This window comes from Gemmiger formicilis, from assembly GCF_900167555.1.
Taxonomy (GTDB): domain Bacteria; phylum Bacillota; class Clostridia; order Oscillospirales; family Ruminococcaceae; genus Gemmiger; species Gemmiger formicilis.
The window spans coordinates 101,699-123,701 of record NZ_FUYF01000004.1 but is presented as its reverse complement, the minus strand read 5'-3'; the positions used below and the strand labels follow the sequence as shown (position 1 = coordinate 123,701).

The window sequence follows — 22,003 nt, the reverse complement described above, 5'->3', positions numbered from 1 at the left end:
GAAAGTAGAACCGGGCTGTGCGCGGCGAAGCCCCTCTGGCCGTTTACCCCTCGATCACCTCAAACATCTCCCGCGCAACGTCCTTGCCCTTCTGCTCGACATCGGAGAGGACGCGGATCTTGACAGGCCGGTTGCCGAAGGTGACCTCGATGATGTCGCCGATCTTGACCGTGTAGCTGGCCTTGGCGGGCTTGCCGTTGACCAGCACGCGCCCGGCGTCGGCGACCTCATTGGCGAGGGTGCGGCGCTTGATGACGCGGCTGACCTTTAAATATTTGTCCAGACGCATGATTTTTCCTTTCACTCATACAAAACCGCCCCGTCGCAGGCTGTGACGGGGCGGACCGGGTTCCGTTTTAAGTTACTGAACGGCGTCCTTCAGAGCCTTGCCAGCTTTGAAGGCGGGCAGCTTGGAAGCCTCGATGGTGATCTCGGCGCCGGTCTGGGGGTTGCGGCCCTTGCGCTCGGGGCGCTCGCGGACCTCAAAAGTGCCAAAGCCGACCAGCGTGACCTTGTCGCCGTCCTTCAGGGCAGCAGTGATGGCGTTCAGGGCGCTGTTGACAGCAGCCTCGGCATCCTTCTTGGTCAGGTTCGCATCGTTCGCAACAGCGGCGATCAGTTCAACTTTCGTCATAGTATTATACCTCCAAAGTATTATATCAGCAAAAAGCGGCTGCGGAAATCTCCGTCCGCTCGGCTCACTTCTTAGCTCTCCTGGTTTTCCGCGCGGCCTGCATGCTCTGCAAGGAACGCGGCATTGCGCTTCTGCAGCGCCTGCTCGGGGTCAACCCCCGCCTGGCGCGCCAGCGCGGCAGCGGTAAACAGCAGCTCTCCCACTGCCTGCTCCGCCATGGCCTTGTCCGCAGTGGAGACGGCGGTCTCGGCTGCGGCGGCGATGTCCGCAGGTGCGGCTGCTGTTTCCACGCCGCAGCGGGCTGCGCGCTTTTGCAGCTTAGCGGCACGCATCAGCGCAGGCAGCGCACCGGGCACGCTCTCCAGGTCATCGGCCAGTGTCAGGCGGCCCTTTTCCTTATTCTTGAGCGAATCCCAGTCTTTTATGCTCTCGTCCCCACGAAAAATGTGCGGATGGCGGTCAAGCAGCTTGCGGCAGACACCGTCGCAGACCTCTGCAAAGGTGAAATGCCCGGCCTCCCGCTCGATCTGCGCATGAAAGGCGACCTGCATCAGCACGTCCCCCAGCTCCTCACACAGGAGTTCCGGGTCGTCGAGGTCAATGGCATCCACAGCCTCGTAGGCTTCCTCCAGAAAATTCATCCGGATAGACCGGTGCGTCTGCACCTTGTCCCACGGGCAGCCGTTGTCCGGGTCACGCAGGATCGCAATGATTGCTACCAGATCGTCCGCCGTGTAGTGCTGTTTTTCAGGGTATGCGTTCATAGACCTCTCCGCTTGGGCAGAAATGCAATACGCTTCATTTTACACATATCGCAGGATTTGTCAAGTGTTGGCAGCGTTTCTCCTGCAAAAGTTTCGTTCTGCCGTATTTTACAGCTGAGCACCACAGTGGTTGCAGAACAGGGCGTCGCCGTCGACCTCGGCCTTGCAGACGGGGCAGGTCTTGGTCTCGCCGCGCAGCTGGATGGGTTCTTCCTCGATTTCCTCGTCCTCGGCGGGGGCTGCCTCGGGCTCGGTGTTCTCGGCGTCCTCCTGGGCCTCGACCTCGGCGCGCTCGTCGTCGGTCATGTTGGCCTTGATCTCCTCAATGGCCTTCTCGACCTCAGCCACGGCGTCGATATACTTCTCGACCAGGGCGGGGTTCTCCTCACCGGCCTTGTGCAGGCTGTAGACCAATGCGCCGAGCTGACGCTGCGCCTTGGACAGGCGCGCCTGCTGGTTCAGAAGATCCAGCTTGTTCTTGCCCTTATCTGCCAGATCCTGTGCGGTCTTTTTGGCGGAATCCACCAACTGCAGACCCTGCTCCTTCAGCATCTCAATATCCAGTTCAAACATAGTTAAGCACCTCTTTCTTTAGCCCTGTCGCGGCAGTTCTGCCGTGCGATTTAGGTCTATTATAGCCCATTGCGGTGCGGTTTGCAACGCGCAAATGTATATTTTCCGTGAATTGTGCAGGATTATTTGCCGATAAACTCCCGCAGCATGCTGTTTTGGGGCACCAGTTCGGTGCCAAGCGCCGGGAACGCCGCAAATTTTTCCCGCAGGGCGGCCAATTGGCGCGCCTGGGTGGCGGTCAGCGCCGGGTCTGCCGGCATGGCGTCCAGCACGGTACGCCACAGGCAGACTTCGTAGGTATGGGTCGTGTCCAGCAGGAGATTGGCGCGGGGCTTGTAGGGCTTGATATAGCGGTCCTCGCCCGCGCAGACATGGCCCCACAGCCCCAGCGTAAACGCTGCGCCGTGGCCGCGGAACAGGCAGTCCCGCACCAGACGGCGTGCCAGGCGGATGTCCCGCGTGGCCAGGCAGCGCGCGTCGCGGCTGTCGGCGTATTCCTCCCGCAGACCCGCGTACAGGCAGAGTGCTGCATCTTCGGGCAGCTCCTCGGTCAGGGCGGGGTTCAGTGCGTGCAGTCCCTCGATGATGACCACGCCGTCCCGCGCGTCGATGCGCTGGGTGCCGCTGGGCCGCTGAATCGTGAAATCAAACACAGGTGCGTCGCAAACGCCCGTTTTGTACAGTTCCTTCAGGCAGGCGTGCAGTCTTTCAAGGTCAAGCGCCTCCAGGCTCTCGTAGTCGTCGCTGCCATCCGGGTGCTTGGGGTATTTCCCTTCCCCGATGTAGAAATCGTCAAGGCTGATGACCTGGCTGCGGTGCCCGCGGGCGGCGATAGCGTCAGCGATCTTGTGCGCGGACGTCGTCTTGCCCGCGGCGGACGGACCGGTCAGCATGACAATGCGCTGCCCCGCGGCCAGCACCTCGTCCGCGATGCTCTCGATCTGGTCATGGTAGTGGGCCTCGCTCAGAGCGGCCAGCTCCTGCGGGCGGCGGGCCGCCAGCGCGACGAGGTCACGACTGACAAAGCGTTTGCGATGTGTAACGTGCATAGAAATCCTCCACGGCCTTTTTGCGGTCCAGCAGTTCCGCAAAGCGGTCAATGTATTCTGTCGGATACTTGAAGTTGAAGATACGCTCGATCTTGCCGCGGCGCTGCCCCGGAATGACGAGCTTGGTGGAGCCGCCCGCACCGGCGGACAGAATCGTGTGGACCTCCTCCATTATATAAATATTGTAGAGGCACTCGAAACCGGGCTTGGCCCAGCCGATGTTTTCCAGATTTTGCAGCGTGCCCTTCTGGCGGTACATATAGTACGGACGGTAACCGGCGTCGGCCAGCAGGCTGCATTTGCCGAGCATGGCGGCCACATCGGCGTAGTCGGCGGCGCGGTGCTCCACGACGATGTTGGACGCGCGCTTGAGGGTCAGCGTGTGGACCGTGATGTTTTCGGGGTCCAGCGCAATGGCCTGACGCAGGCTGGCCTCAAAGCCCTCGACGGTATCCCCCGGCAGACCCGCGATCAGATCCATGTTGATGTTTTTGTGCCCTGCCGCGCGGGCCGCCGCAAAGCAGTCAATGATGTCCTGCGCGGTGTGGCGGCGCCCGATGTTCTGCAGCACCTGATCAGAAAAGGTCTGCGGATTGATAGAAATGCGTGTAGCACCGTATTTTTTTATGATTCGCAGCTTCTCGGCGTCGGTGCAGTCGGGGCGGCCCGCCTCGACGGTGTACTCGTCCAGCTTCGCTAAATCAAACGTTTTGGCAATGTGGGACATAAGCTGCTCGAGCTGCGCGGCAGACAAACTCGTCGGCGTACCGCCGCCGATGTAGAACGTGCGGATATGCAGCCCGCAGCGGTCCGCGGTCTCGCGGATAGCGGTCAGCTCCGCGCAGAGCTTGTCCACATAGGGCTGGACGAGGGCGCGGGTCGCCTTGTCCCCCACCGTGCGGGAGACAAAGCTGCAATAGCTGCACCGCGTCGGGCAGAACGGGATGCCCGCGTAGACGCTGCAATCCATCGGGTCAGCGGCGTCCAGCACCGGCTTCTGCAGGTCGGCAATGCCGAGGGCCAGCGCGAATTTCTCCGGTGTGCAGGCAAAGTGGTCAAGGAACCGTGCGCGGATCTCATCCTCCGTGGCACCGCTTGCGCGCATGTCGTGAATGATGCGCACCGGGCGCACGCCGGTCATCATGCCCCAGGGCGGCGTGCTGCCGGTGACCTCCCCCAGCAGCGTGTACAAAAGGCTGCAGAGCGTGTACTCGGGGTCTGCGCCCTGCGGGCGCAGGGCGATCTTCCAGTATAGCCTGCCGTGCAGGCGCAGCAGGATCGTGTCGGTGCAGAGATGGCTCTGTGCCAGCACAAAATCACTGTCCTGCGGCAGATTTTCCGCCTTCTCTGCGTCGGGGAAAAACAGCCGTGCGGTGTGTTCGGCCTCATAGCCCGCTGCGGGGCCGCGTAAAATGATCTGCATTAGTACCATGCCCCATTCATGTAAGGATTGGTGCTGCGCTCCTGCCCGAGGGTGGAAAAGCCCTCATGTCCGGGCAGGACTTTTGTTGCATCCGGCAGCGGCAGCTCTGCCAGCAGGGACAGGCTTTTTGCCATCTCCTGCATGCTGCCGCCGGGGAAATCCGTCCGCCCGCAGGAGCCTGCAAACAGCGTGTCACCGCTGAACAGCAGCCCGTAGCAGGACAGGCAGACGCCGCCCCCGGTGTGGCCGGGCGTGTGATAGATTGTAAACGTCAGCTCATCGATGGTAAGCTCGTCGTTCGCGGGCCAGTTGTCGGTGAGGACGTCGGGCGTCAGCGGCAGCAGCTGGCTGCCCTGCGCGTCAACCGGGTCCATATAGACCTTGCAGCCCGTCGCCTTTTTCAGCGCGGCCACTGCGCCGACATGGTCATAGTGGCCGTGGGTCAGCAGGATGTGCGTCAGCGGCGCGCCGGCCTCGTCGAGCGCCTTCAGATAGACGCCCGGCTCGGCGGCGGCATCGATCAGGACGCCGTGCTTCGCGTTGGTGATAATTAAAAAGGTATTCGTGTACAGCGGCGGAACGCCGTGGATATGCTGGATGTTCATTGCGTCCTCCCTTAAATTATGCTTACTTTTTCCACTCGTCGGTGTCGATGACGATGGTGACGGGGCCGTCGTTTACAAGGTCGATCTTCATGTCCGCGCCGAACTCCCCGTGCTGCAGGTCTTTAAGGCCCTGATGGCTCATCTCCTCGAGGAATTTTTCATAGCACGGCACGGCCAGCTCGCCCCTGGCGGCATGGATGAAGCTCGGGCGTTTGCCCCTGGACGTATCACCGTAGAGCGTGAAGTTGGAGACGACGAGTGCCGAATAGCCCAACTCGACGGCGCTGCGGTTCAGCTTGCCGTCCTCGTCCTCAAAAATGCGCAGGTGGGCGCATTTTTCGGCCAGCTTGGGCACAATGGCGCTGTCGTCGGTATCGCGCACGCCCAGCAGGATGACAAGGCCAGGCCCGATGGCCCGGGGCTCGCCCCCGTTGACGGTAACGCTTGCGCGGGTGACGCGCTGGATGACTGCTCGCATAGGAAAATCTCCTTATTTGTATATTCCTGCAAAACGAGGGGGTAGGGGTGAGCATTGCTCGCCCGTGGCCGTGTGCGGCTGCGGCAAGGTCTGCGGGCGGATATGGAATCCGCCCCTACGGTGCCCTTGCCTCCCTCCCCCCCACCCGCTGCGGCGGGAGCCCCTCACAGAGGGGGCCAAGAGCGCTCAGTTCCTCGTCACGCTCACAACGTCCTTGATCTTTTTCAGTCTTGCCACGACGCTGTTCAGGTGCTCGGTGTTGGTGATGCCGACGGTCACGCCCATGCGGGCGCGGCCCTGCTCGGCGGCGCGGGCCGTCAGAGAGTAGATCGGCACGCGCATATCGCCCAGTGCCAGTGCCACGTCAGAGACGAGGTTCGCGCGATCCATGCAAACAATATCCAACGTAGCCTTGTAGTTTTCTTTCTCCGCCTCGTCCCAGTAGGCGTGGACCCAACGGTCTGCGTTCTCGGGGTGGCGCATACTCTCGCGGGCGTTGGCGCAGTCACGCTTGTGGATAGACACGCCGAAGCCGCGGGTGACAAAGCCGATGATCTCATCGCCCGGCAGCGGAGAGCAGCACTTGGCGAACTTGATGGGGCAGTTGTCGATGCCCTCGACGATGACGCCGTCGGAGGAATGCATCCGCTTGAGCTCCACCGTGACCGGCTTCGGCTCGGTAGCCTGCAGCTTGGTGTACTCCTCCTTGAGCTTGGGCAGCATGCGGGAGATCTGCAGGCCGCCGTAGCCGATGGCCGCGTACATTTCCTCCACGCTGTTGCAGCGATTGCGGCGGGCCAGCGCCTCCATAAAGACGTCGTGCTGCTCGTCGGTCAGCGTCATGAGGTTGCGGCGCATCTCGCGCTCAAGCGCGTCGCGGCCCTCCTGGATATTTTCCTCTCTGCGTTCCTTTTTGAACCAGTTGCGGATCTTGTTCTTGGCTTCGCTCGTCTTGACGATGTTGAGCCAGTCGCGGCTGGGGCCGCGGTTCTCGGAGCCGGTGATGATCTCAATAATTTCGCCGGTCTGGACCTTGTGGTCGATGGGCACGATGCGGTTATTGACCTTCGCGCCGATCATTCTGTTGCCGACAGCAGAGTGGATCGCGTAGGCGAAGTCGATGGCCGTCGCGCCCGCGGGCAGGTTGATGACGTCGCCGCGCGGCGTGAAGGCGAACACTTCCTCGGGCAGCAGGTCGCTCTTGATGTCGCTGAGCAAATCCGTGGCGTCGGCGCTGGAGCGCTGGCTTTCCAGCAGCTGGCGCACCCAGGCCAGGCGCTCGTCCAGCTTGTCGTTGCTGCCTGTGATGCCGGCCTTGTACTTCCAGTGCGCGGCGATGCCGTACTCCGCCATGCGGTCCATGTCCCAGGTGCGGATCTGCACCTCAAACGGGATGGCCTCGCGTCCGATGACCGTTGTGTGCAGGGACTGGTAGCCGTTGGGCTTCGGGGTCGAGATGTAGTCCTTGAAGCGGTTGGGCAGCGGGTGGTACATATCGTGGATCAACCCCAGCGCGGTATAGCACTCGGGGACGTTGTCGAGGATGATACGCACAGCGTAAATGTCATAAATTTCCTCAAAATCCTTATTCTGCATATACATCTTACGGTAAATGCCGTAGATGCTCTTGACGCGGTGGCGGATGGTCGCCTTCTGGATGCCGTTTTCGGACAGATGCCTGGCAATCGTATGGCAGACCTGATGCAGGAACTCGTCGCCGTGCTTATTCAGCAGGTCGCGGATCGTCTCATAACCGACAGGGTCAAGGTAGTGCAGACTGCGGTCCTCGAGCTCCTCCTTGATGTTGGAAATTCCGAGGCGGTGCGCGATGGGGGCATAGACCTCCATCGTTTCCAGTGCCTTGTCGCGGCGCTTCTGCTCGGGCCAGGCGTCGCCGGTGCGCATATTGTGCAGTCTGTCGCACAATTTTATAATCATGACGCGGACATCCTGGCTCATGGCCAGCAGCATCTTGCGCAGGTTCTCGGCCTGACGGTCCTCGACATTCGAGAACTTGATCTGGGTCAGCTTGGTGACGCCGTCAACGAGCAGCGCGACCTCGGGGCCGAACTTCTGCTTGATCTCGGCCACCGTGACCGGCGTGTCCTCGGCCACATCGTGCATGAGGGCCGCGGCAATGCTCTCGCTGTCCATGCCCAGCTCCACCAAAATCTGCGCCACCGAAAGCGGGTGGCAGATGTACGGCTCGCCGCTGCGGCGGCGCTGCTCGCCGTGGGCCTTTTCGGCCAGCGCGTAGGCGCGGTCGATCATAGCAAAATCATAGGGACGGCCGCTGTCAACCAGACTCTTTTTCAGATCGTCATAGGTGATGGGCATTTTTACTTCTTGCACGTTTGTGTTTTCCATAGTCCGTTCCCCTCTCCGTTTTCTATCTGTCTTGCACAGCGCTTTTTCGGGCATTCTGTAGGGCGCTCATGCCTGTTTTGCCAGCTCCGCCAGCTTTTGCAGCACCGGCGCACTGGCCAGGTCCTGCTTAGCCGTCACGGGCACGGGCAGCCAGCGGCCCTCCTGCTCCTCAATCAGGCCAAGCTCCTGCAGCGCCGTCAGGCTTGCCAGCGTCTTGCCGGTGTTCTGCGGCCCCTCCGCCGCAAAAACCGGCTGCAGATCCGCCGCGGCCACATGCCCGCCGCGGATACGCCGGTAGAGTGATACCGTGTCAGCGCGGGCCGGCAGCAGCGCGGCGGCGCGGGCCGCGTCGAGGCTGCCGCCGGTGCGGAACGCCTCAAACCACGCGGCCTGTTCACTGGGAGTATTGCCCAGCTCCGCAGGGCGGATAGCCTTGAGGTGCGCGGACACCATCGGCCCGCTGCGCCCGTTGAAGATCGAGACCTCGAGCGCGGCCTCCACCTCACTGCCGACGGGATAGGCAAACGCCTGCGGCGCAATGCCGAAGCTCGACGCAAACAGCGTGTCGCTGCCCTGCCGCAGCCGGATGCGGGTGTGGCGACCCTCCGCGCCCATCGGCCAGATGCCGTCCACAAAGGCATGCTGCACCAGCAGCACGGGCGTGGGGTTCTCGCGGCCAAAGGGTGCCAGCCGGGCCAGCTCGCCGACGTTTTCCAGATTCAGCTCACCCAGCGTGGCGGCGGCGTCCAGCCGCAGGCTGACGGCCTCGGGCGGGGCGGCGTGGGCCGCGGCCCAGGCATTGATGGTCTGCCGGAACGCGGCAAGATTTTCTTCCTCTATCTCAACGCCCGCCGCGGCGGCGTGGCCGCCGAACCGCGTCAGATATTGTGCGCAGTCGGCGAGCGCACTGTGCAGATCGAACGGGTCCGGTGCGCGCCCGCTGCCGCGGCCCTCGCCCTCGTGCATCGAGATGACGATGACCGGGCGGCTGAACCGCTCCATGAGCCGCGCCGCCACGATGCCGATGACGCCGGGGTGCCAATCCTCGCCGCTGACGACGAGCACGCGGTCCCGGGTGCGGGCGGGGTCTGCCTCCAACGCCTGCAAAGCAGCGGCAAAGACCTGCTGTTCGGTCTGCTGGCGCTCGGTGTTGATCTCGGCCAGGCGTTCAGCTATGCCGGTGGCCTGATCCTCGTCGCCGCAGAGCAGCAGCTTGAGCGCTACCGCGGCGTTGTCCATGCGGCCCGCAGCGTTCAGGCGCGGGGCCAAACTGTAGCTGACCGTGTCCGCCGTGACGGGCTTGCCGCCGCAGCCGGCGCTCTCCAAAAGCGCGTGCAGGCCGGGGCGCATCGTGTCCTGCAAAAGGGACAGACCCTCGCGGACAATCGTGCGGTTCTCCCCCACCAGCGGCATGACATCGGCCACCGTACCCAGCGCCGCCAGCTCGCCGTACATTTCCAACAGCTCGGCGGGGTCGCAGCCCTCGAGCGCGGCACAGAGTTTGAACGCCACGCCCGCGCCGCACAGGTCCTTGAACGGGCTTTCGTCGTCGGGGCGCTTGGGGTCGACAACGGCGATGGCGTCTGGCAGCGTGTCGCCCGGCAGGTGGTGATCCGTGATGATGAGGTCAAGGCCCAGCTCCTTTGCGCAGGCGGCCTCCTCGACGGCGGAAATGCCGTTGTCTACCGTCACGACGAGCTTGAAGCCCTTGGACGCCAGTGATTCCAGCGCCGCGCGTGTCAGACCGTAGCCGGAGCCGCGGGTAGGCAGCTTGCAGCGGACGTGTGCGCCCTGGCTGGTGAGACATTCGTACAAAATGGCCGTGGCCGAGATGCCATCGACGTCATAGTCACCGTAGATGACCATGAGCTCCTCATTTTCGATGGCTTCCTGGATACGGACGACAGCCTTGTCCATATCGGTGAGCAGGAACGGGTCGCTCAGCGGTTCGCCCTGGCCCAGCAGGGCCTGCGCAGCGGCGGGGTCCGTGCAGCCGCGGGCGGCCAGCACCCGGCGCAGCAGTACGCCGCACCCGGCCCCGGCCAGCGAGGTTTCCGCCGCGGGGTCCGCCTTTTTCAGTTGCCACGCAGGGTAATTCATACAGTTTAGCTCCTTGTGTTAAAATCAGCTTCAAAATCGTGGGTCAGGCCATCCTGCCGCAGCATAGCCTCCAGCGTGTCGATCTCGGTGGAAACGTCCATGCTGACGTCCTGCAGAAGGGTGTCGTACAGCTTTTCATACGCTTGGTTCAGCGTGTGCAGGATACCGGTGATGTCGCGGCGGATCTCCGCCGCGTTCGCGCTGTCCGTATCACCCAGACCCTGCGCCGTGTCCAGCAGCTTGCGGGTCGTTGGCAGGTAATACTCCCGGAAGCGGCGCACGCGGTTCAGCTGCTCCGGGTGGTTGTGGACAAAGCCCATGATCGACGCGCAGGTTTTCTGCATTGCGGCAAGTTCTTCGTCCGCATCGGTGCCCAGCTTGCCGCGGCAGACTTTCAAGTAGTTCAAAAAGTCCATGCCCTCACGGCGGAACTGTTCGGCATCGGTCAGGGGTTCGGCAGGCTCGGCCTGCGGCGCTGCGGCAGGCTTTGCCGCCGTCGGCATGAGCGAATCGTCCAGGTAAAGCGTGCTGTAATCGTCGGAAATGGCGGCGTTGGGAAGATCCCCGTTCGCCACAGCCTTTGCAACGGTTTCATAGGCCTTTTCCTGCTTGATCTGTGCCTTGCGGGCCAGCGCGGGCAGGTCGCAGGTCCAGTCATTGGCGGCGCGCAGCAGCCTGCGCAGGCGGCTGAAATAGGTCAGCTTTTTCATGCCCACGATGGCCATAAAGAGGAAGACGAGCGTTGGGGGGGAAAACACGGCCGTCAAAATCGGCAGGGCTATAAAATCCTGTTGGGAAAGCCCCAGCGGCCCTGCGCCGACTGCCGTCAGGATGCCCAGCACAAGCGCCGCGATGCCGAAGCAGCCTGTAAAGGTCCAGCCAACCGCCGTCAGCGCAACGCCGACAGACTGGCCGCCGTTTTTCCACTTGCGCTCCAGACGGCGCTTCCATGCGGCGAAGCTGTCGGGCTGCGGCCTGCTCATGGCATCGCCCGCCTGTGCAAGGGCGTCTGCAATGCTGCCCAGCACCGACGAGCCGATTTTGCTGCCCGCCTCAACGGCGCTGTCCAGCATATCGCCGAAGTCGTAGTGATCGTATTGATATTTGGGAGTTTTGTTGTCAGGCATTTGGTTGTCCAATCTGTTGTCACTGCATTGTAGAGGCCGGACATATCCGGCTCTCGGCTTTCCGGTTATAGGGCGGTTTCCTGTAGGCTGCGGGCCGGGCATGCCCGGCCCCTGCGGACGCATCAGTCCGCCATCGGTCCCCAATTCTTCATCAGCTCGGCGGCGCAGCGCACACCATCAACGGCGGCGGTCATGATGCCGCCCGCGTAGCCCGCACCCTCGCCGCAGGGGTAAAGCCCGGCCAGGCCGGTGCATTGCAGGTCTTCTTTATCGCGCAGCAGGCGCACGGGGCTGCTGGTGCGGGTCTCCAGACCCGTCAGCACGGCGTCGGGGGTGCGATAGGCCGCCAGCTTGCGGCCAAAGGCGGTCAATCCCTCGCGCAGGGCACCGCTCAAATCATCGGGCAGCAGGCTGCCAAGGTCGCAGGGCGTCACACCGCGCGGGTAGGTCGGCTGCACTGCCCCCAGCTCGAGCGCACCGCGCCCGGCCAGAAAGCTGCCGATGGTCTCCGCCGGGGCAAGATAATTCCCGCCGCCTGCGCGGTAAGCGGCCTGCTCCAACCGACGCTGGAACGCGACGGCCTTCGCCGGGTCGTTGTCGAAGTCGCTGCCGTCCACACTGACGACCACCGCCGCGTTGGCGTTGCGGCCATCGCGGGCGTGCAGGCTCATGCCGTTGGTGACAACGCCGCCCGCCTCGCTGGCGGCGGCGCAGACCGTGCCGCCCGGGCACATGCAGAAGGTGTAAACGCACCGCCCGCCGGAGACGTGCTGGCTCAGCTGGTACTCCCCCTTCGGCAGCGCCGGGTGACCTGCCGCGCCGTGGTAGAGGCTTTTGTCGATCTCGGTCTGCAGGTGCTCGGCGCGGAAGCCGACGGAGAACGGCTTGCATTCCAGCGGCAGACCCAGGCCGTGCAGCATGGCAAACGTATCCCGTGCGCTGTGGCCGACAGCTAAGATCATCTGCTCGCAGGGCACGGGGCCCGCCGTCGTTTCGATGCCGGTCAGCGCACCGTTCCGGGTGTGCAGGCCGGTCAGCGCCGTGTTGAACCGCACCTCGCCGCCCAGAGCCTCAATCTCGCCGCGGATGCTGCGGATGACGCCGCGCAGCAGGTCGGTGCCGACGTGGGGCTTCTGCCGCCACGCAATGTCGGCAGGCGCGCCGTGGTCAAGGAACGCCCCGGTCACGAACGCGCACAGCGGGTCACCGACGCGGGTCGTCAGCTTGCCGTCCGAGAAGGTGCCCGCGCCGCCCTCGCCAAACTGAATGTTGGCGTTGGGGTCCAGTGTGCCGGTTTTCTCAAAATGCTCGACGGCCCGAATCCGTTCGTCCAGCGCGGGGCCGCGCTCGAGCACCAGCGGGCGGTAGCCTCTGCGGGCCAGCAGCAGCGCCGCAAACAGGCCCGCCGGGCCAAGACCGACGACCACCGGGCGATGGGTCAGCGGCGTTTTCCCCGTTGTAAAGTCGAATTTTGGCGGCTGTGTATAACAGACACAGGGCGAGGCCCCGGCCAATGCCGATTCCTCACCCTCGTCCTTGAGTGTGACTGCGATGGTGTAGACAAGCACCGGCGTACCGTGCCTGGCGTCCACGCTGAGTTTTGCCACACCGCAGTGCGCCGCCCGGCGGGCGGGCACGCGGAGAATGGCCAGTGCCTTCGCCGCTGCCTCGGCGTCCGGGTCGGGGCAGGTCAGCGGCAGGCGGATGTTGCGGACTAAAAGCATAGATAAGGTTCCTTAAACGATGGTATTTTGTATGCGCCATGTAGGGGCCGGACATGTCCGGCCCTCGGCTTTCCCGTTATAGGGCGGTTTCCCGTAGGATGCGGGCCGGGCATGCCCGGCCCCTACTGCGTCGCGTTACTTCGACGTGACCTCGCACTGGACCGTATAGCTGCCGGTGGCAAAAATACGGCTGGACGACGGGATCTGGATGCTGACGGCAATCGTCTGCTGGCCGACGGTCAGGTTCAGGCTCTGGCAGTCGATCTGCGCGACGATGCTGTCGGCGGACAGCTTCTCGATTTCATCCGCCGGGCCGTAAAGCGTCACACCGCTGACGATGCTGGACAAGATCTGCAGCTCATAGTTGCTGGGCACGTTGATGGCGCGGATGTTCGAGACGTTCAGCTTTGTCGAGGCCATCTCCGACGTGTCAAAGTCCAGCGTGACGTTCGTGACGCCGTCCAGCGAGACGATGCCCGCGGGCAGCTCGATAAGGCGCTGGTAGTCGCGGCCCGGCTCAAACTCACGGGCCAGGTCAAAGTCCGTCACGGTCAGGGCCTCCAAGGCGCTGATCGTGCGGGCAGGACCGGCCACGCACAAGGTCTGCTGGCTCAGCGAATAGTGCAGGCTCTCGACGTCGAAGCCGTTCGGCGCGCCGATGAAGTCCACCTTCAACGGCAGCTCCCGCACCTGATAGACCGTCAGCGTGACGTTGGCGGAGTCGCTCTCCATCGAGATATACTGCGGCGTGAAGGCGTTGCCCTCCTCGTCGCGAAGCTCCAGCGTAGCAGGCACCGTCGTGGTGTCGGCCAGCTCGCCGTCCATCTGGACCGGGGCGACGATGCTGGACACCTGATCCAGCTCGCTCGTCGGGCCGCGCAGCGTGATCTCGGCGGGCACGGCGGTGGTCTTGTTCAGCATATAGCCGCTGGAGATCGTCACTGCGGAGGCGTCCACCGTGACGGGAACGGTCTTTTCGCTGACCTCGTCAAAGACGACGTCGATGGTGCTCGGGCTTTCCACCGTACACTCAATGTCGCCGGGGAAGTCTGTTGTGTTCGTCACACGGGCCTGCAGGCGCAGCGTGACCTTGCCCGCGCCGCTGACACCGGCGTAGCTTGGGTAGACCATGATGTCGGCGCTGCGGATGTTGCCGATGATCGTGCTGTTGCCCTCGACTTTTACGGTCACGCCCTCAATGTCGGGTTTTTCCACAATGTCCAGACCTTGGGCCGTGTAGGTAGACGCGCCGCTCGTGTAGTTGATCGGCACGCCGGTCACCGTCGTGGAGCCCTGGGGGTCGATGTAGACCGTAACGATGATCCACATGGCAAAGCCCATGATGATTGCCAGAACGGCGGAAAACACCGGGTTATTCCAGATCGTGCGCGGGCCCTTGGGCGCGGCGCCGTTCAGCCCCGGCGCGAGAGGGTTATTCGGGTTTGCCATGGTTCAGTGCGCCTCCCTTGCGCATCAGCTTTTGCAGCGGCGAGATATTGGCCTCCTCGTCCTCGGCGGGGGGAACGATCTCCTCCTGCAGAAGGTTGAAGAGGTTCTGGCGGTCCAGGCGGCGGATGAGCACGCCGTTCTTCGCCATCGAGATGATGCCGGTCTCCTCGCTGACGATGACGACGATGGCGTCGGAGTTCTCACTCATGCCGAGGCCCGCGCGGTGGCGGGTGCCCATGTCCTTGCCCATCTCGAGGTTGTTGGACAGCGGCAGCACGCAGCCCGCCGCCACAATGACGCCGTCGCGGATGACGACAGCGCCGTCGTGCAGGGGCGTGCCTTCATAGAAGATCGTGCCGAGCATTTCGGGGATGACATCGGCGTGCATCGGCGTACCGGTGCGGATGATCTCATCCAGATTATTGTTGCGTTCCAGCACCATCAGCGCGCCGGTGCGCGTGTCGGACAGCTGCTCCGCCGCGTCGCAGATGGCCACAACGGCGCTCTGCCACGCGCCGCGCAGCGACGGGTCACTGCGGCGGTTCCCGACCAGAAGGTTGGCCCACATTGTGGACTGACCCATGCGCTCGAGCGTGCGGCGCAGCTCCGGCTGGAAGATGACGACGGCGGCCATAAAGCCGATGGTGATGACGTTGTTGAGCACCCAGGTGACGGTTTTCAGGTTGAGCATGACGGCCAGACCGTAGAAAACCAGAATCAGGATGATGCCCTTGACCAGCTGGCCCGCGCGGGATTTGCGCGCGAATTGCAGCAGCTGGTAAAAGACAAAGGAGATAATAAGGATGTCCAGCGTATCGGACAGCGGGTCAAATGTACGCAGGCTGCTTAAAACGGCATTGAACATCTGGTTGGGCAGCATGGGCACCGCAGCCCCCTTTCTGGGTCAAAATAGGCATTAGAACAGGCGTAGAGGCCGGGCATGCCCGGCCCGCAGGTTTCCCGCAAACGGACGCACATGGCAAAGCCGCGGGCGGGAGATGTCCCGCCCCTGCCGGGAGACTGACAAAATCACTCGATCAGCGCCACCGCATGGGCGGCAATGCCGAGGCCCTCGCCGGTGAAGCCGAGGTGCTCCTCCGTCGTGGCCTTGACGCTGACGGCGTCCACGGGCAGACCGAAGGCGTCGGCAATGTTCCGGCGCATGGCCGGGATATGCGGGGCCAGCTTCGGGCGCTGGCAGAGGATCGTGGCGTCGATGTTGCCGACCTTATAGCCGTGCTCGGCGATGATGCGGGCGACCTCGCGGGTCAGGGCCAGCGAGTCCGCGCCCTTGTAGGCGGGGTCGTTATCCGGGAAGTGCTGGCCGATGTCGCCCAGCGCCGCCGCGCCCAGCACAGCGTCCATTACGGCGTGCAGCAGCACATCCGCGTCGGAGTGGCCGAGCAGGCCCTTCTCATACGGGATCTCCACGCCGCCCATAATGAGCTTGCGATCCTCCACTAAGCGGTGAACGTCGTATCCGTGACCAATGCGCATGGTTTTCTCCTTTTGCAGATCTTCTTTTGTAGTGATTTTATAGTTGGCGTAATCGCCCTCGGTCAGCCTGACGGGCAGACCGGCCAGCTCAAACAGGCTGCAATCATCGGTGACAAGGCGGGCTTTTTCCCCCGTGACGGCGGCAAGCGCCTGGGTGTAGAGTGCGCGGCGGAAGCACTGCGGCGTCTGCACGGCGTAGAGCGTGGCGCGGTCCGGCGTGTCTAGCACGCGGCCAGACGGGTCTGCGACCTTCACCGTATCCTTGACGGGCACTGCGGGCGCGGCTGCGCCGGTCTCGGCGGCAGCGGTCAGTGCGGCGGTGATGACGCTCTCGCTGACAAAGGGGCGGGCGGCGTCGTGGATGGCAACAAGCTCGCCTGTCGCCGCGGCCAGACCGTTGCGCACGCTGTCGGCGCGGGTCGCACCGCCCTGTACGACGGCGCAGGGCTTGGGACAGGCGGCGGCGATGGCCTCGCAGGCGGCGCGGTTGCCGCCGCAGACCAGCACAAGCTGGGTAATTGCCGGGTGCGCAGCCAGTGCGGCACAGCTTGTCTCCAGCACGGTGCGGCCATCCGGCAGACGGTAGCTCAATTTGTCAAAGCCCATACGACGGGATGCCCCTGCCGCCACCACAATGGCAGTCACGGCGGGAAGATTCGGTTGTGCCATGGGCACACTGCCCCCTTTACCTATTTATAATAAACATTATACAGGGTTATGCCAAGAAAATCCACTAAAATCAGGATGATTTTTTTGTGAGAATAAAAAAATATCGCATTCTCCGCAGGGGCCGGGCACACCCGGCCCCTGCGGAAAACGCGATTTTGCGGAAAGGCCGCAGGCGTGACATCTCCCACCCCTACCGTGCGGCAGGATCTTCCGTCACCGGCAGCACCAGCACCGCCTTTGCCCCGCGCGGTGCGTTCCGGGCAAAGGCTACCGTGCCGCCGTGGGCGCGGATGATCTGCTCGACGACGTGCAGACCCAGAATGTGGGGCGTATTCTCCCCCGCTTCACCGGTCTGCAGGGCGTGCAGCACGGCGGGCGGGTAGCCCGCGCCGTCGTCGGCTATCGTGATCCTCAGTGTTTTTCCTGTGCGCACCGCGGAAAGCTGCACCTGCACGGGGCCGGGGTTGTGGCAGGCCGCATTGTGCAGCAGGTTTTCCACTGCGCGGGCCAGCAGCGCGGCGTCCGCGTCCAGAATCGCCTTGTCGGCGTCGGGTGCAATTTCCAACGCCACCGTGCAGCGGGCCGCCAGCGGGCTGTCACAGAACTCGGCGGCCAGCCTGCGCAGCAGCGGTCCGGCCTGGGTCGGCTGGCAGCGCAGCGGCTGCGCGCCGTATTGCAGCTTGCTGGTCAGGTTCAGATCCTCGATCAAAGCGCGCAGCTTCTCGCTCTGGGTGCGGATGCCGCACGCCTTTTGCCGCGCCGCGGCGGGCAGGGCGGTGTCCTGCTCGAGCTGCTCGGCCCAGCCCAGAATCAGCGCCAGCGGTGTGCGCACATCATGACTGACCCCCGCGATCCAGCTTGTGCGGGCATCGTCCCGCCGGGCGATGATCTCATTGCGGCGGCGCAGCTGCTCACTCGTGCGGTTGACCGTGTCGGCCAGTTCCCCCGCAAAGCCGTCTGTCGACAGCCGGATCGTACCGCCATCGGCCACGGTTTCCAGCCCTGCAGCAATCGTCTGCAAGCGCCGCGCACCGCGCCAGCTGAACAGCAGACAGCATGCAGCTGCCACACCCAGCAGCAGCGCCAGCGCGGGCAGCATACCCGCTGCCATGGCGTTCATAAGCTGCTCATTGTTGTAAATATTGTACTTCCAGACCGAACCGCGCGGCACGGCGGCCACAAACAGGCCGTAGTCTGCCGTCCAGCAGAACACCGGCCAGTCGTCAAGATACCACCGCGAGAACGAGGCGATTTCCGACGCTGTGTAGTGTTTATTCAAGTTCTGCGGCAGGTCATGCTGCCAGATCACACTGCCGTCGTCGTCCAGCGCCATCGCCCAGGCGTAGCCCTGCAGCCAGTCCGCGGGCGTGCGGGCGGGGTCCAGCTGCAGGCCGTCGGCGGTAGGGGTCAGGGCCTCTGCCAGCGTACCGATGCGGACGCGGCTGTCCGTGGCCGCGCCGTAGTGCAGCCCCAGATAGACCACCGCCCCCAGCAGCAGACCCACCACCAGCAGCACCACCGCCGCCGTGGCCAGCACATAGCGCCCGATCATTCGTGTAAAGGTTTTCAACTTCACACCTCCCCAGTCAGCCGGTAGCCGATGCCCCGCACCGTGAGAAGCCACTGCGGATGCCCGGGGTCAGGCTCGATTTTCTCCCGCAGATGGCGGATATGCACGTTCAGGCTGTTCTCGTACCCGTAATAGTCCGCGCCCCAGACGGCCTCGCAAACGGCATCATAGGTTACGATGTGCCCGCGGTCATCGGCCAGCCTTTGCAGCAGGGCGCGCTCGGTGGCGGTCAGGGCCAGCGTTGTGCCGTCAGCGCGGCGGACGGCGGCGTCCTGCAAATTGACCGTGCAGTCCCCCAGCGTCAGCACCCGGCTGCGGCGCAGCTCGGTGCGGTAGGCGCGCTGCAAAAGGTGCTGCACGCGCAAAAGCAGCTCCTGCATCAGGAACGGCTTGGTCAGATAGTCGTCCGCGCCAAGTCCCAGCCCGAACAGCCTGTCCGCGTCGGCGTCCCGCGCCGAGAGAAACAGTGCCGGGGCGTCCGATTCTGTCCGCAGGGTGCGGAACAACCCGAAGCCGTCGCCGTCCGGCAGGTTGATGTCCAGAATCATCAGGTCCGGGCGGTGCGCGGCGAAGGCCGCCCGTGCCGCGGCGCAGTCTGCGGCAGTGCATACGCTTTTGTAGCCTGCCGTGCGCAGGTTGTCCGTGACTAGGGTAAGCAGGTCTGGGTTGTCATCGACCAGGAGGATGGCGGCGTCGTAGATGGTGGTCATAGGTTTTCCCCTTTTTTGAGCTTATAGGGGCCGCCCATATACGGTCCCTGCCTATCATACTACGATTCACCCCCGCCCACCATGGCACGACCCCAAAATTAAGGCAAAATTAAGCTGCTCTTACAGTTCGTTTAAGGCGCAGGGTGTAGCATAGGGCCATACCGAAAGCAAAGGAGTGTGCATTATGCAAACCGTAATCGAGACAAAGGCCCTGTGCAAGCAGTACGGGCCGCATACAGCCGTAGACCATGTGGAGCTGCACGTACCGCAGGGGTGCGTGTACGGGTTCATCGGGCCGAACGGCGCGGGCAAATCCACCACCATGAAGATGCTGCTGGGGCTCATCCACCCCACGGCGGGCCGGGTGCGCCTGCTCGGGCAGGAGCTGACCGAGAAAAGCCGCCTGCCGCTGCTGCGCCAGACCGGCAGCCTGATTGAGTCCCCCGCCGGGTATCTGCATCTGACCGCACAGGAGAATCTGGAGATCGTGGCCGACTTAAAGGGTGTGCCCCATAAGGACATCGGCCGCGTGCTGGACATTGTGCATCTGACGCAGGACCGCAACCGCAGGGTCGGGCAGTATTCGCTCGGCATGAAGCAGCGACTCGGCATTGCCATGGCGCTGCTGGGCAGCCCGAAGCTGCTGATCCTGGATGAGCCGACGAACGGTCTGGACCCCGCGGGCATTCAGGAGATGCGCGCGCTCATCCGGAACATGCCCGCCGCCACAGGCGCGACGGTGCTGATCTCGAGCCATCTTTTGGGCGAGATGGAGCAGATGGTCGAGCAGGTCGGCATCATCGACCACGGCCATATACTGTTTGAGGGACCGCTGACCGAATTGCAGCGCCACAGCCGCGGCAATGTCACGCTGCGACTGCTGGACCCGGCCAAGGCCGCACCGATCCTGCGCGCCAACGGTCTGACCGCGCACAGCGACAGCTGCGTTGTGACGCTGCCGCCCCTGCAGGATGCCCTGCTGGCCGACCTCGTGCAAAAACTGGCTGCCTGCGGCGCGGGCGTTGTGGAGCTGACGCCCCACACCAAGACGCTGGAGGAGATTTTCCTGAGCCTGACGAGCGAGGAGGCGGACTGAGATGGGCAAAGCACTGCATGCGGAGCTGCAAAAGGCCCGCCGCCGCCACGATTTGCTAATCTGCCTGGCCGTGCCGGTGGTCGTGTATCTCTGGGCCGGGGCGGCGGTCCCCACCGGCGCGGACGAGCTGGCCAACGCCTACAGCGCCCTTTTGTTCGCGCTGCCCGTTCTGAACGCCATTTTATTGCCCATTGTGATGGCACTGATCGCCAGCCGCCTGTGGGACATGGAGGTCAAGGGCAGCACCACAAAACTGCTGTACACGCTGCAAAGCCGCCGCAGTTTGTTTGCGGGCAAGGCGCTGCTGGGCACGGGCGAGGTCCTGCTGATGGTCACGCTGGAAATGGCCGTATCCATCCTGCTGGGGCGGGTGCAGGGCTACACCGAGGCGTTCCCCGCCGGGCCGTTTGTGTACACGGGCATTTGCACGCTGGCTGTCGATGTCATGTTGTTTTTCTCGGAGCTTCTGCTGATGTTGATTTTTGACAACCCGCTGCCTGCGCTTTGTGTCGGCATTGTGGGGGCACTGATCGGGCTGTTTTCGGCGTTCATGCCGCCCCTTGTCAGTTATTTTGTGCCGTGGGGCTACTTTGTCCCGCTGTCCTGCTATGAGGTTTCCTACTGGGACCAGGCCACCCACACCGTGACCTACGGTCTGCGGCCCTACAACTGGGGACTGCTGGCGTTTACCGTGGTACTGGCAGCGGTTTTGTTTGCCGCTGCCTGGCGCATGATGCGCGATAAGGAGGTATAACGAATGCTGAAGCGTTGTATAATTGCCGAAAACCGCAAGCTGCATGCGTCGCCCATCTGGGTGATCTTCTTTGTGCTGCCGTTGATTTCCGCCGGGTATGGGACATTCAACTATCTGCAAAATCTGGAAATCCTGACCGAGCGGTGGTACAGCCTGTGGACACAGCACACGCTGTTTTACTCGATGCTGTTCTTTCCCGCGATGGTGTCGGCGTATGCGGCCTACCTTTGGCGGCTTGAGCACCTTGGCCACAACTGGAACCTGATCATGGCAGCACCCGTGCGGCCCTTTGCGCTGTTTGCGGCAAAGCTCCTTGTTGTTGTAAAGCTGATGTGCTTTACACAATGCTTTGTCTTTGTGCTGTACGTGGCGTGCGGGCGGCTGTTTGCCGGGTTCAGCGATTGGCCGCCGATGAGCATCGTTTTCTATCTGGTGCGCGGCATTTTCGGCGGTCTGGCTGTGGCGGCGGTGCAGCTTTTGCTGGCCATGCTGATCCGCAGCTTTGCGGTGCCGATTTTCTTAGGGCTGGTCGGCGGCATTGCGGGAATGCTGATCGGCAGCAAGGGCTATGCCCTGCTGTGGCCCTACTGCCTGATGCAGCAGGGCATGAACGCCAACCACAGCACCGACGTGCTGGCCGGGAATGTGCTGCCGTTTTTGCTGGCGTGTGCGGGCTGGCTGGCGGTGGTGCTTTTGACCGCAAAAGTGCTGCTGGAAAAAACGGATGTGAAAGCGTAATGTTTTACCGCGCAGCAGGGGCCGCATATAGGCGGCCCGGCGGTATATGGCGGGTGGGCATTTGCAGGAGAGCACCGGGCCGGGCATGCCCGGCTCCTACCGCCGCGCCCTATATTTCTGCTTGCGAAACGCCCTGCCCTGCTGTATAATAAAAGCACTAACAAACAGGAGGGCACGCCATGACTGCCAATGCTGCCGATTTTGCCGGGTCCGGGTGCGGGCGCCGTTATGAGAAAGAGCTGGAGACCCATTTTCGCGATTGTCTGCTGTTTTATCTGGATGGCCGCATCCGCTTTGAGCGCTACTGCTACGGCGAGGCCGCCTGTCTGGTGTTCAGCGTCTGGGCCCACGGCTTTGACGCTGACGGGAACATTTTATGGGACCGCGAACCGGAGTTTGAGAGCCAGAAAACCGCCATTCCCCGCGTGCTGACCGACATTCAGGAGGACGGGAACGCCCTGCAGTTTGACGGTGCCTTCAAGCGCTACGTCAAGACCGAGGAATTCGACGAGGACAAGCCCAACGGATACGGGAAGTTTAAGGTGTTCTGGCTGAAAAGGAAAAAGTAAAAAAGACTCCTGCAGCGTGAATTAAACGCTGCAGGAGCTTTTTTGTGCTTGCAGTACCCCTAAACAGCAGAACATTTCTCATAGTTATAACGAAAAATTCCGATAAA

General features: G+C 63.0%; 20 protein-coding genes and 1 pseudogene. 4 read left to right on the top strand and 17 right to left on the bottom strand.

Annotated features, from left to right (window positions below):
- Positions 1–43: 43 nt before the first annotated feature.
- The 17 genes and pseudogenes from B5D32_RS05160 to B5D32_RS05080 form a co-directional block, all read right to left on the bottom strand.
- Entirely contained in the window at positions 44–289 is a 246-nt protein-coding gene (locus tag B5D32_RS05160) for an RNA-binding S4 domain-containing protein (RefSeq protein ID WP_078784035.1), read from the bottom strand.
- A 72-nt stretch (positions 290–361) separates the two neighbouring features.
- Positions 362–667: pseudogene (locus tag B5D32_RS05155) on the bottom strand (HU family DNA-binding protein); the annotation flags it as partial.
- A 38-nt stretch (positions 668–705) separates the two neighbouring features.
- Positions 706–1,398 (bottom strand): MazG family protein, encoded by a 693-nt coding sequence (locus B5D32_RS05150; protein WP_078784033.1) that lies wholly within the window; start codon positions 1,396–1,398, stop codon positions 706–708.
- A 108-nt stretch (positions 1,399–1,506) separates the two neighbouring features.
- Positions 1,507–1,971: a zinc ribbon domain-containing protein gene (locus B5D32_RS05145; protein ID WP_227594984.1), complete on the bottom strand. Its 465-nt coding sequence runs from the start codon at positions 1,969–1,971 to the stop codon at positions 1,507–1,509.
- Positions 1,972–2,093: 122 nt separating this feature from the next.
- Complete coding sequence (locus tag B5D32_RS05140; RefSeq protein ID WP_078784032.1) at positions 2,094–3,020, bottom strand: uridine kinase family protein; 927 nt, start codon at positions 3,018–3,020, stop codon at positions 2,094–2,096.
- Positions 2,983–4,443 (bottom strand): coproporphyrinogen dehydrogenase HemZ, encoded by a 1,461-nt coding sequence (gene hemZ, locus B5D32_RS05135; RefSeq protein ID WP_078784031.1) that lies wholly within the window; start codon positions 4,441–4,443, stop codon positions 2,983–2,985. Before hemZ ends, B5D32_RS05140 begins: the two co-directional genes overlap by 38 nt.
- On the bottom strand, positions 4,443–5,048 hold the full coding sequence (locus B5D32_RS05130; protein WP_078784030.1) for an MBL fold metallo-hydrolase: 606 nt from the start codon (positions 5,046–5,048) through the stop codon (positions 4,443–4,445). The genes hemZ and B5D32_RS05130 overlap by 1 nt, the downstream gene beginning before the upstream one ends.
- 22 nt (positions 5,049–5,070) lie before the next feature.
- A complete protein-coding gene (gene dtd, locus B5D32_RS05125) occupies positions 5,071–5,526 on the bottom strand; it encodes a D-aminoacyl-tRNA deacylase (protein ID WP_078784029.1) in 456 nt (151 codons plus the stop codon).
- 186 nt (positions 5,527–5,712) lie between these two features.
- Positions 5,713–7,893, bottom strand: coding sequence for a RelA/SpoT family protein (locus B5D32_RS05120; protein ID WP_078784028.1), 2,181 nt, complete (start codon positions 7,891–7,893; stop codon positions 5,713–5,715).
- Between the two features lie 66 nt (positions 7,894–7,959).
- Complete coding sequence (gene recJ, locus B5D32_RS05115) at positions 7,960–9,993, bottom strand: single-stranded-DNA-specific exonuclease RecJ (protein ID WP_078784027.1); 2,034 nt, start codon at positions 9,991–9,993, stop codon at positions 7,960–7,962.
- Between the two features lie 5 nt (positions 9,994–9,998).
- Positions 9,999–11,120 (bottom strand): 5-bromo-4-chloroindolyl phosphate hydrolysis family protein, encoded by a 1,122-nt coding sequence (locus B5D32_RS05110; RefSeq protein ID WP_159446989.1) that lies wholly within the window; start codon positions 11,118–11,120, stop codon positions 9,999–10,001.
- A 122-nt stretch (positions 11,121–11,242) separates the two neighbouring features.
- Entirely contained in the window at positions 11,243–12,844 is a 1,602-nt protein-coding gene (locus B5D32_RS05105; protein ID WP_078784025.1) for an NAD(P)/FAD-dependent oxidoreductase, read from the bottom strand.
- Between the two features lie 135 nt (positions 12,845–12,979).
- A complete protein-coding gene (locus B5D32_RS05100) occupies positions 12,980–14,293 on the bottom strand; it encodes a CdaR family protein (RefSeq protein WP_078784024.1) in 1,314 nt (437 codons plus the stop codon).
- The gene (gene cdaA / locus B5D32_RS05095; RefSeq protein WP_078784023.1) at positions 14,277–15,173 is read right to left on the bottom strand and encodes a diadenylate cyclase CdaA; all 897 of its coding nucleotides are present in this window, start codon (positions 15,171–15,173) and stop codon (positions 14,277–14,279) included. The genes B5D32_RS05100 and cdaA overlap by 17 nt, the downstream gene beginning before the upstream one ends.
- Before the next feature lie 149 nt (positions 15,174–15,322).
- On the bottom strand, positions 15,323–16,459 hold the full coding sequence (gene ispF / locus B5D32_RS05090; RefSeq protein WP_078784022.1) for a 2-C-methyl-D-erythritol 2,4-cyclodiphosphate synthase: 1,137 nt from the start codon (positions 16,457–16,459) through the stop codon (positions 15,323–15,325).
- A gap of 190 nt (positions 16,460–16,649) precedes the next feature.
- The gene (locus tag B5D32_RS05085) at positions 16,650–18,029 is read right to left on the bottom strand and encodes a sensor histidine kinase (RefSeq protein ID WP_078784021.1); all 1,380 of its coding nucleotides are present in this window, start codon (positions 18,027–18,029) and stop codon (positions 16,650–16,652) included.
- Positions 18,030–18,031: 2 nt separating this feature from the next.
- A complete protein-coding gene (locus B5D32_RS05080; protein WP_078784020.1) occupies positions 18,032–18,739 on the bottom strand; it encodes a response regulator transcription factor in 708 nt (235 codons plus the stop codon).
- 184 nt (positions 18,740–18,923) lie between these two features.
- Between B5D32_RS05080 and B5D32_RS05075 the strand changes: the two genes are divergently transcribed.
- From B5D32_RS05075 to B5D32_RS05060, 4 genes are all read left to right on the top strand, one after another.
- Entirely contained in the window at positions 18,924–19,835 is a 912-nt protein-coding gene (locus B5D32_RS05075; protein ID WP_078784019.1) for an ABC transporter ATP-binding protein, read from the top strand.
- Position 19,836: 1 nt separating this feature from the next.
- Positions 19,837–20,589, top strand: coding sequence for an ABC transporter permease (locus B5D32_RS05070; protein ID WP_078784018.1), 753 nt, complete (start codon positions 19,837–19,839; stop codon positions 20,587–20,589).
- Between the two features lie 3 nt (positions 20,590–20,592).
- Positions 20,593–21,327: an ABC transporter permease gene (locus B5D32_RS05065; RefSeq protein ID WP_078784017.1), complete on the top strand. Its 735-nt coding sequence runs from the start codon at positions 20,593–20,595 to the stop codon at positions 21,325–21,327.
- A gap of 179 nt (positions 21,328–21,506) precedes the next feature.
- Complete coding sequence (locus B5D32_RS05060; protein ID WP_078784016.1) at positions 21,507–21,896, top strand: hypothetical protein; 390 nt, start codon at positions 21,507–21,509, stop codon at positions 21,894–21,896.
- Positions 21,897–22,003: the final 107 nt, after the last annotated feature.

Coding starts and splice junctions, on each gene's coding strand:
- B5D32_RS05080 (WP_078784020.1), bottom strand. CDS start 18,739: ATGACCACCATCTACGACGCCGCCATCCTCCTGGTCGATGACAACCCA.
- B5D32_RS05110 (WP_159446989.1), bottom strand. CDS start 11,120: ATGCCTGACAACAAAACTCCCAAATATCAATACGATCACTACGACTTC.
- B5D32_RS05100 (WP_078784024.1), bottom strand. CDS start 14,293: ATGGCAAACCCGAATAACCCTCTCGCGCCGGGGCTGAACGGCGCCGCG.
- recJ (WP_078784027.1), bottom strand. CDS start 9,993: ATGAATTACCCTGCGTGGCAACTGAAAAAGGCGGACCCCGCGGCGGAA.
- B5D32_RS05160 (WP_078784035.1), bottom strand. CDS start 289: ATGCGTCTGGACAAATATTTAAAGGTCAGCCGCGTCATCAAGCGCCGC.
- B5D32_RS05075 (WP_078784019.1), top strand. CDS start 18,924: ATGCAAACCGTAATCGAGACAAAGGCCCTGTGCAAGCAGTACGGGCCG.
- hemZ (WP_078784031.1), bottom strand. CDS start 4,443: ATGCAGATCATTTTACGCGGCCCCGCAGCGGGCTATGAGGCCGAACAC.
- ispF (WP_078784022.1), bottom strand. CDS start 16,459: ATGGCACAACCGAATCTTCCCGCCGTGACTGCCATTGTGGTGGCGGCA.
- B5D32_RS05145 (WP_227594984.1), bottom strand. CDS start 1,971: ATGTTTGAACTGGATATTGAGATGCTGAAGGAGCAGGGTCTGCAGTTG.
- B5D32_RS05070 (WP_078784018.1), top strand. CDS start 19,837: ATGGGCAAAGCACTGCATGCGGAGCTGCAAAAGGCCCGCCGCCGCCAC.
- B5D32_RS05150 (WP_078784033.1), bottom strand. CDS start 1,398: ATGAACGCATACCCTGAAAAACAGCACTACACGGCGGACGATCTGGTA.
- B5D32_RS05130 (WP_078784030.1), bottom strand. CDS start 5,048: ATGAACATCCAGCATATCCACGGCGTTCCGCCGCTGTACACGAATACC.
- B5D32_RS05140 (WP_078784032.1), bottom strand. CDS start 3,020: ATGCACGTTACACATCGCAAACGCTTTGTCAGTCGTGACCTCGTCGCG.
- B5D32_RS05120 (WP_078784028.1), bottom strand. CDS start 7,893: ATGGAAAACACAAACGTGCAAGAAGTAAAAATGCCCATCACCTATGAC.
- B5D32_RS05060 (WP_078784016.1), top strand. CDS start 21,507: ATGACTGCCAATGCTGCCGATTTTGCCGGGTCCGGGTGCGGGCGCCGT.
- cdaA (WP_078784023.1), bottom strand. CDS start 15,173: ATGCTGCCCAACCAGATGTTCAATGCCGTTTTAAGCAGCCTGCGTACA.
- B5D32_RS05105 (WP_078784025.1), bottom strand. CDS start 12,844: ATGCTTTTAGTCCGCAACATCCGCCTGCCGCTGACCTGCCCCGACCCG.
- B5D32_RS05065 (WP_078784017.1), top strand. CDS start 20,593: ATGCTGAAGCGTTGTATAATTGCCGAAAACCGCAAGCTGCATGCGTCG.
- dtd (WP_078784029.1), bottom strand. CDS start 5,526: ATGCGAGCAGTCATCCAGCGCGTCACCCGCGCAAGCGTTACCGTCAAC.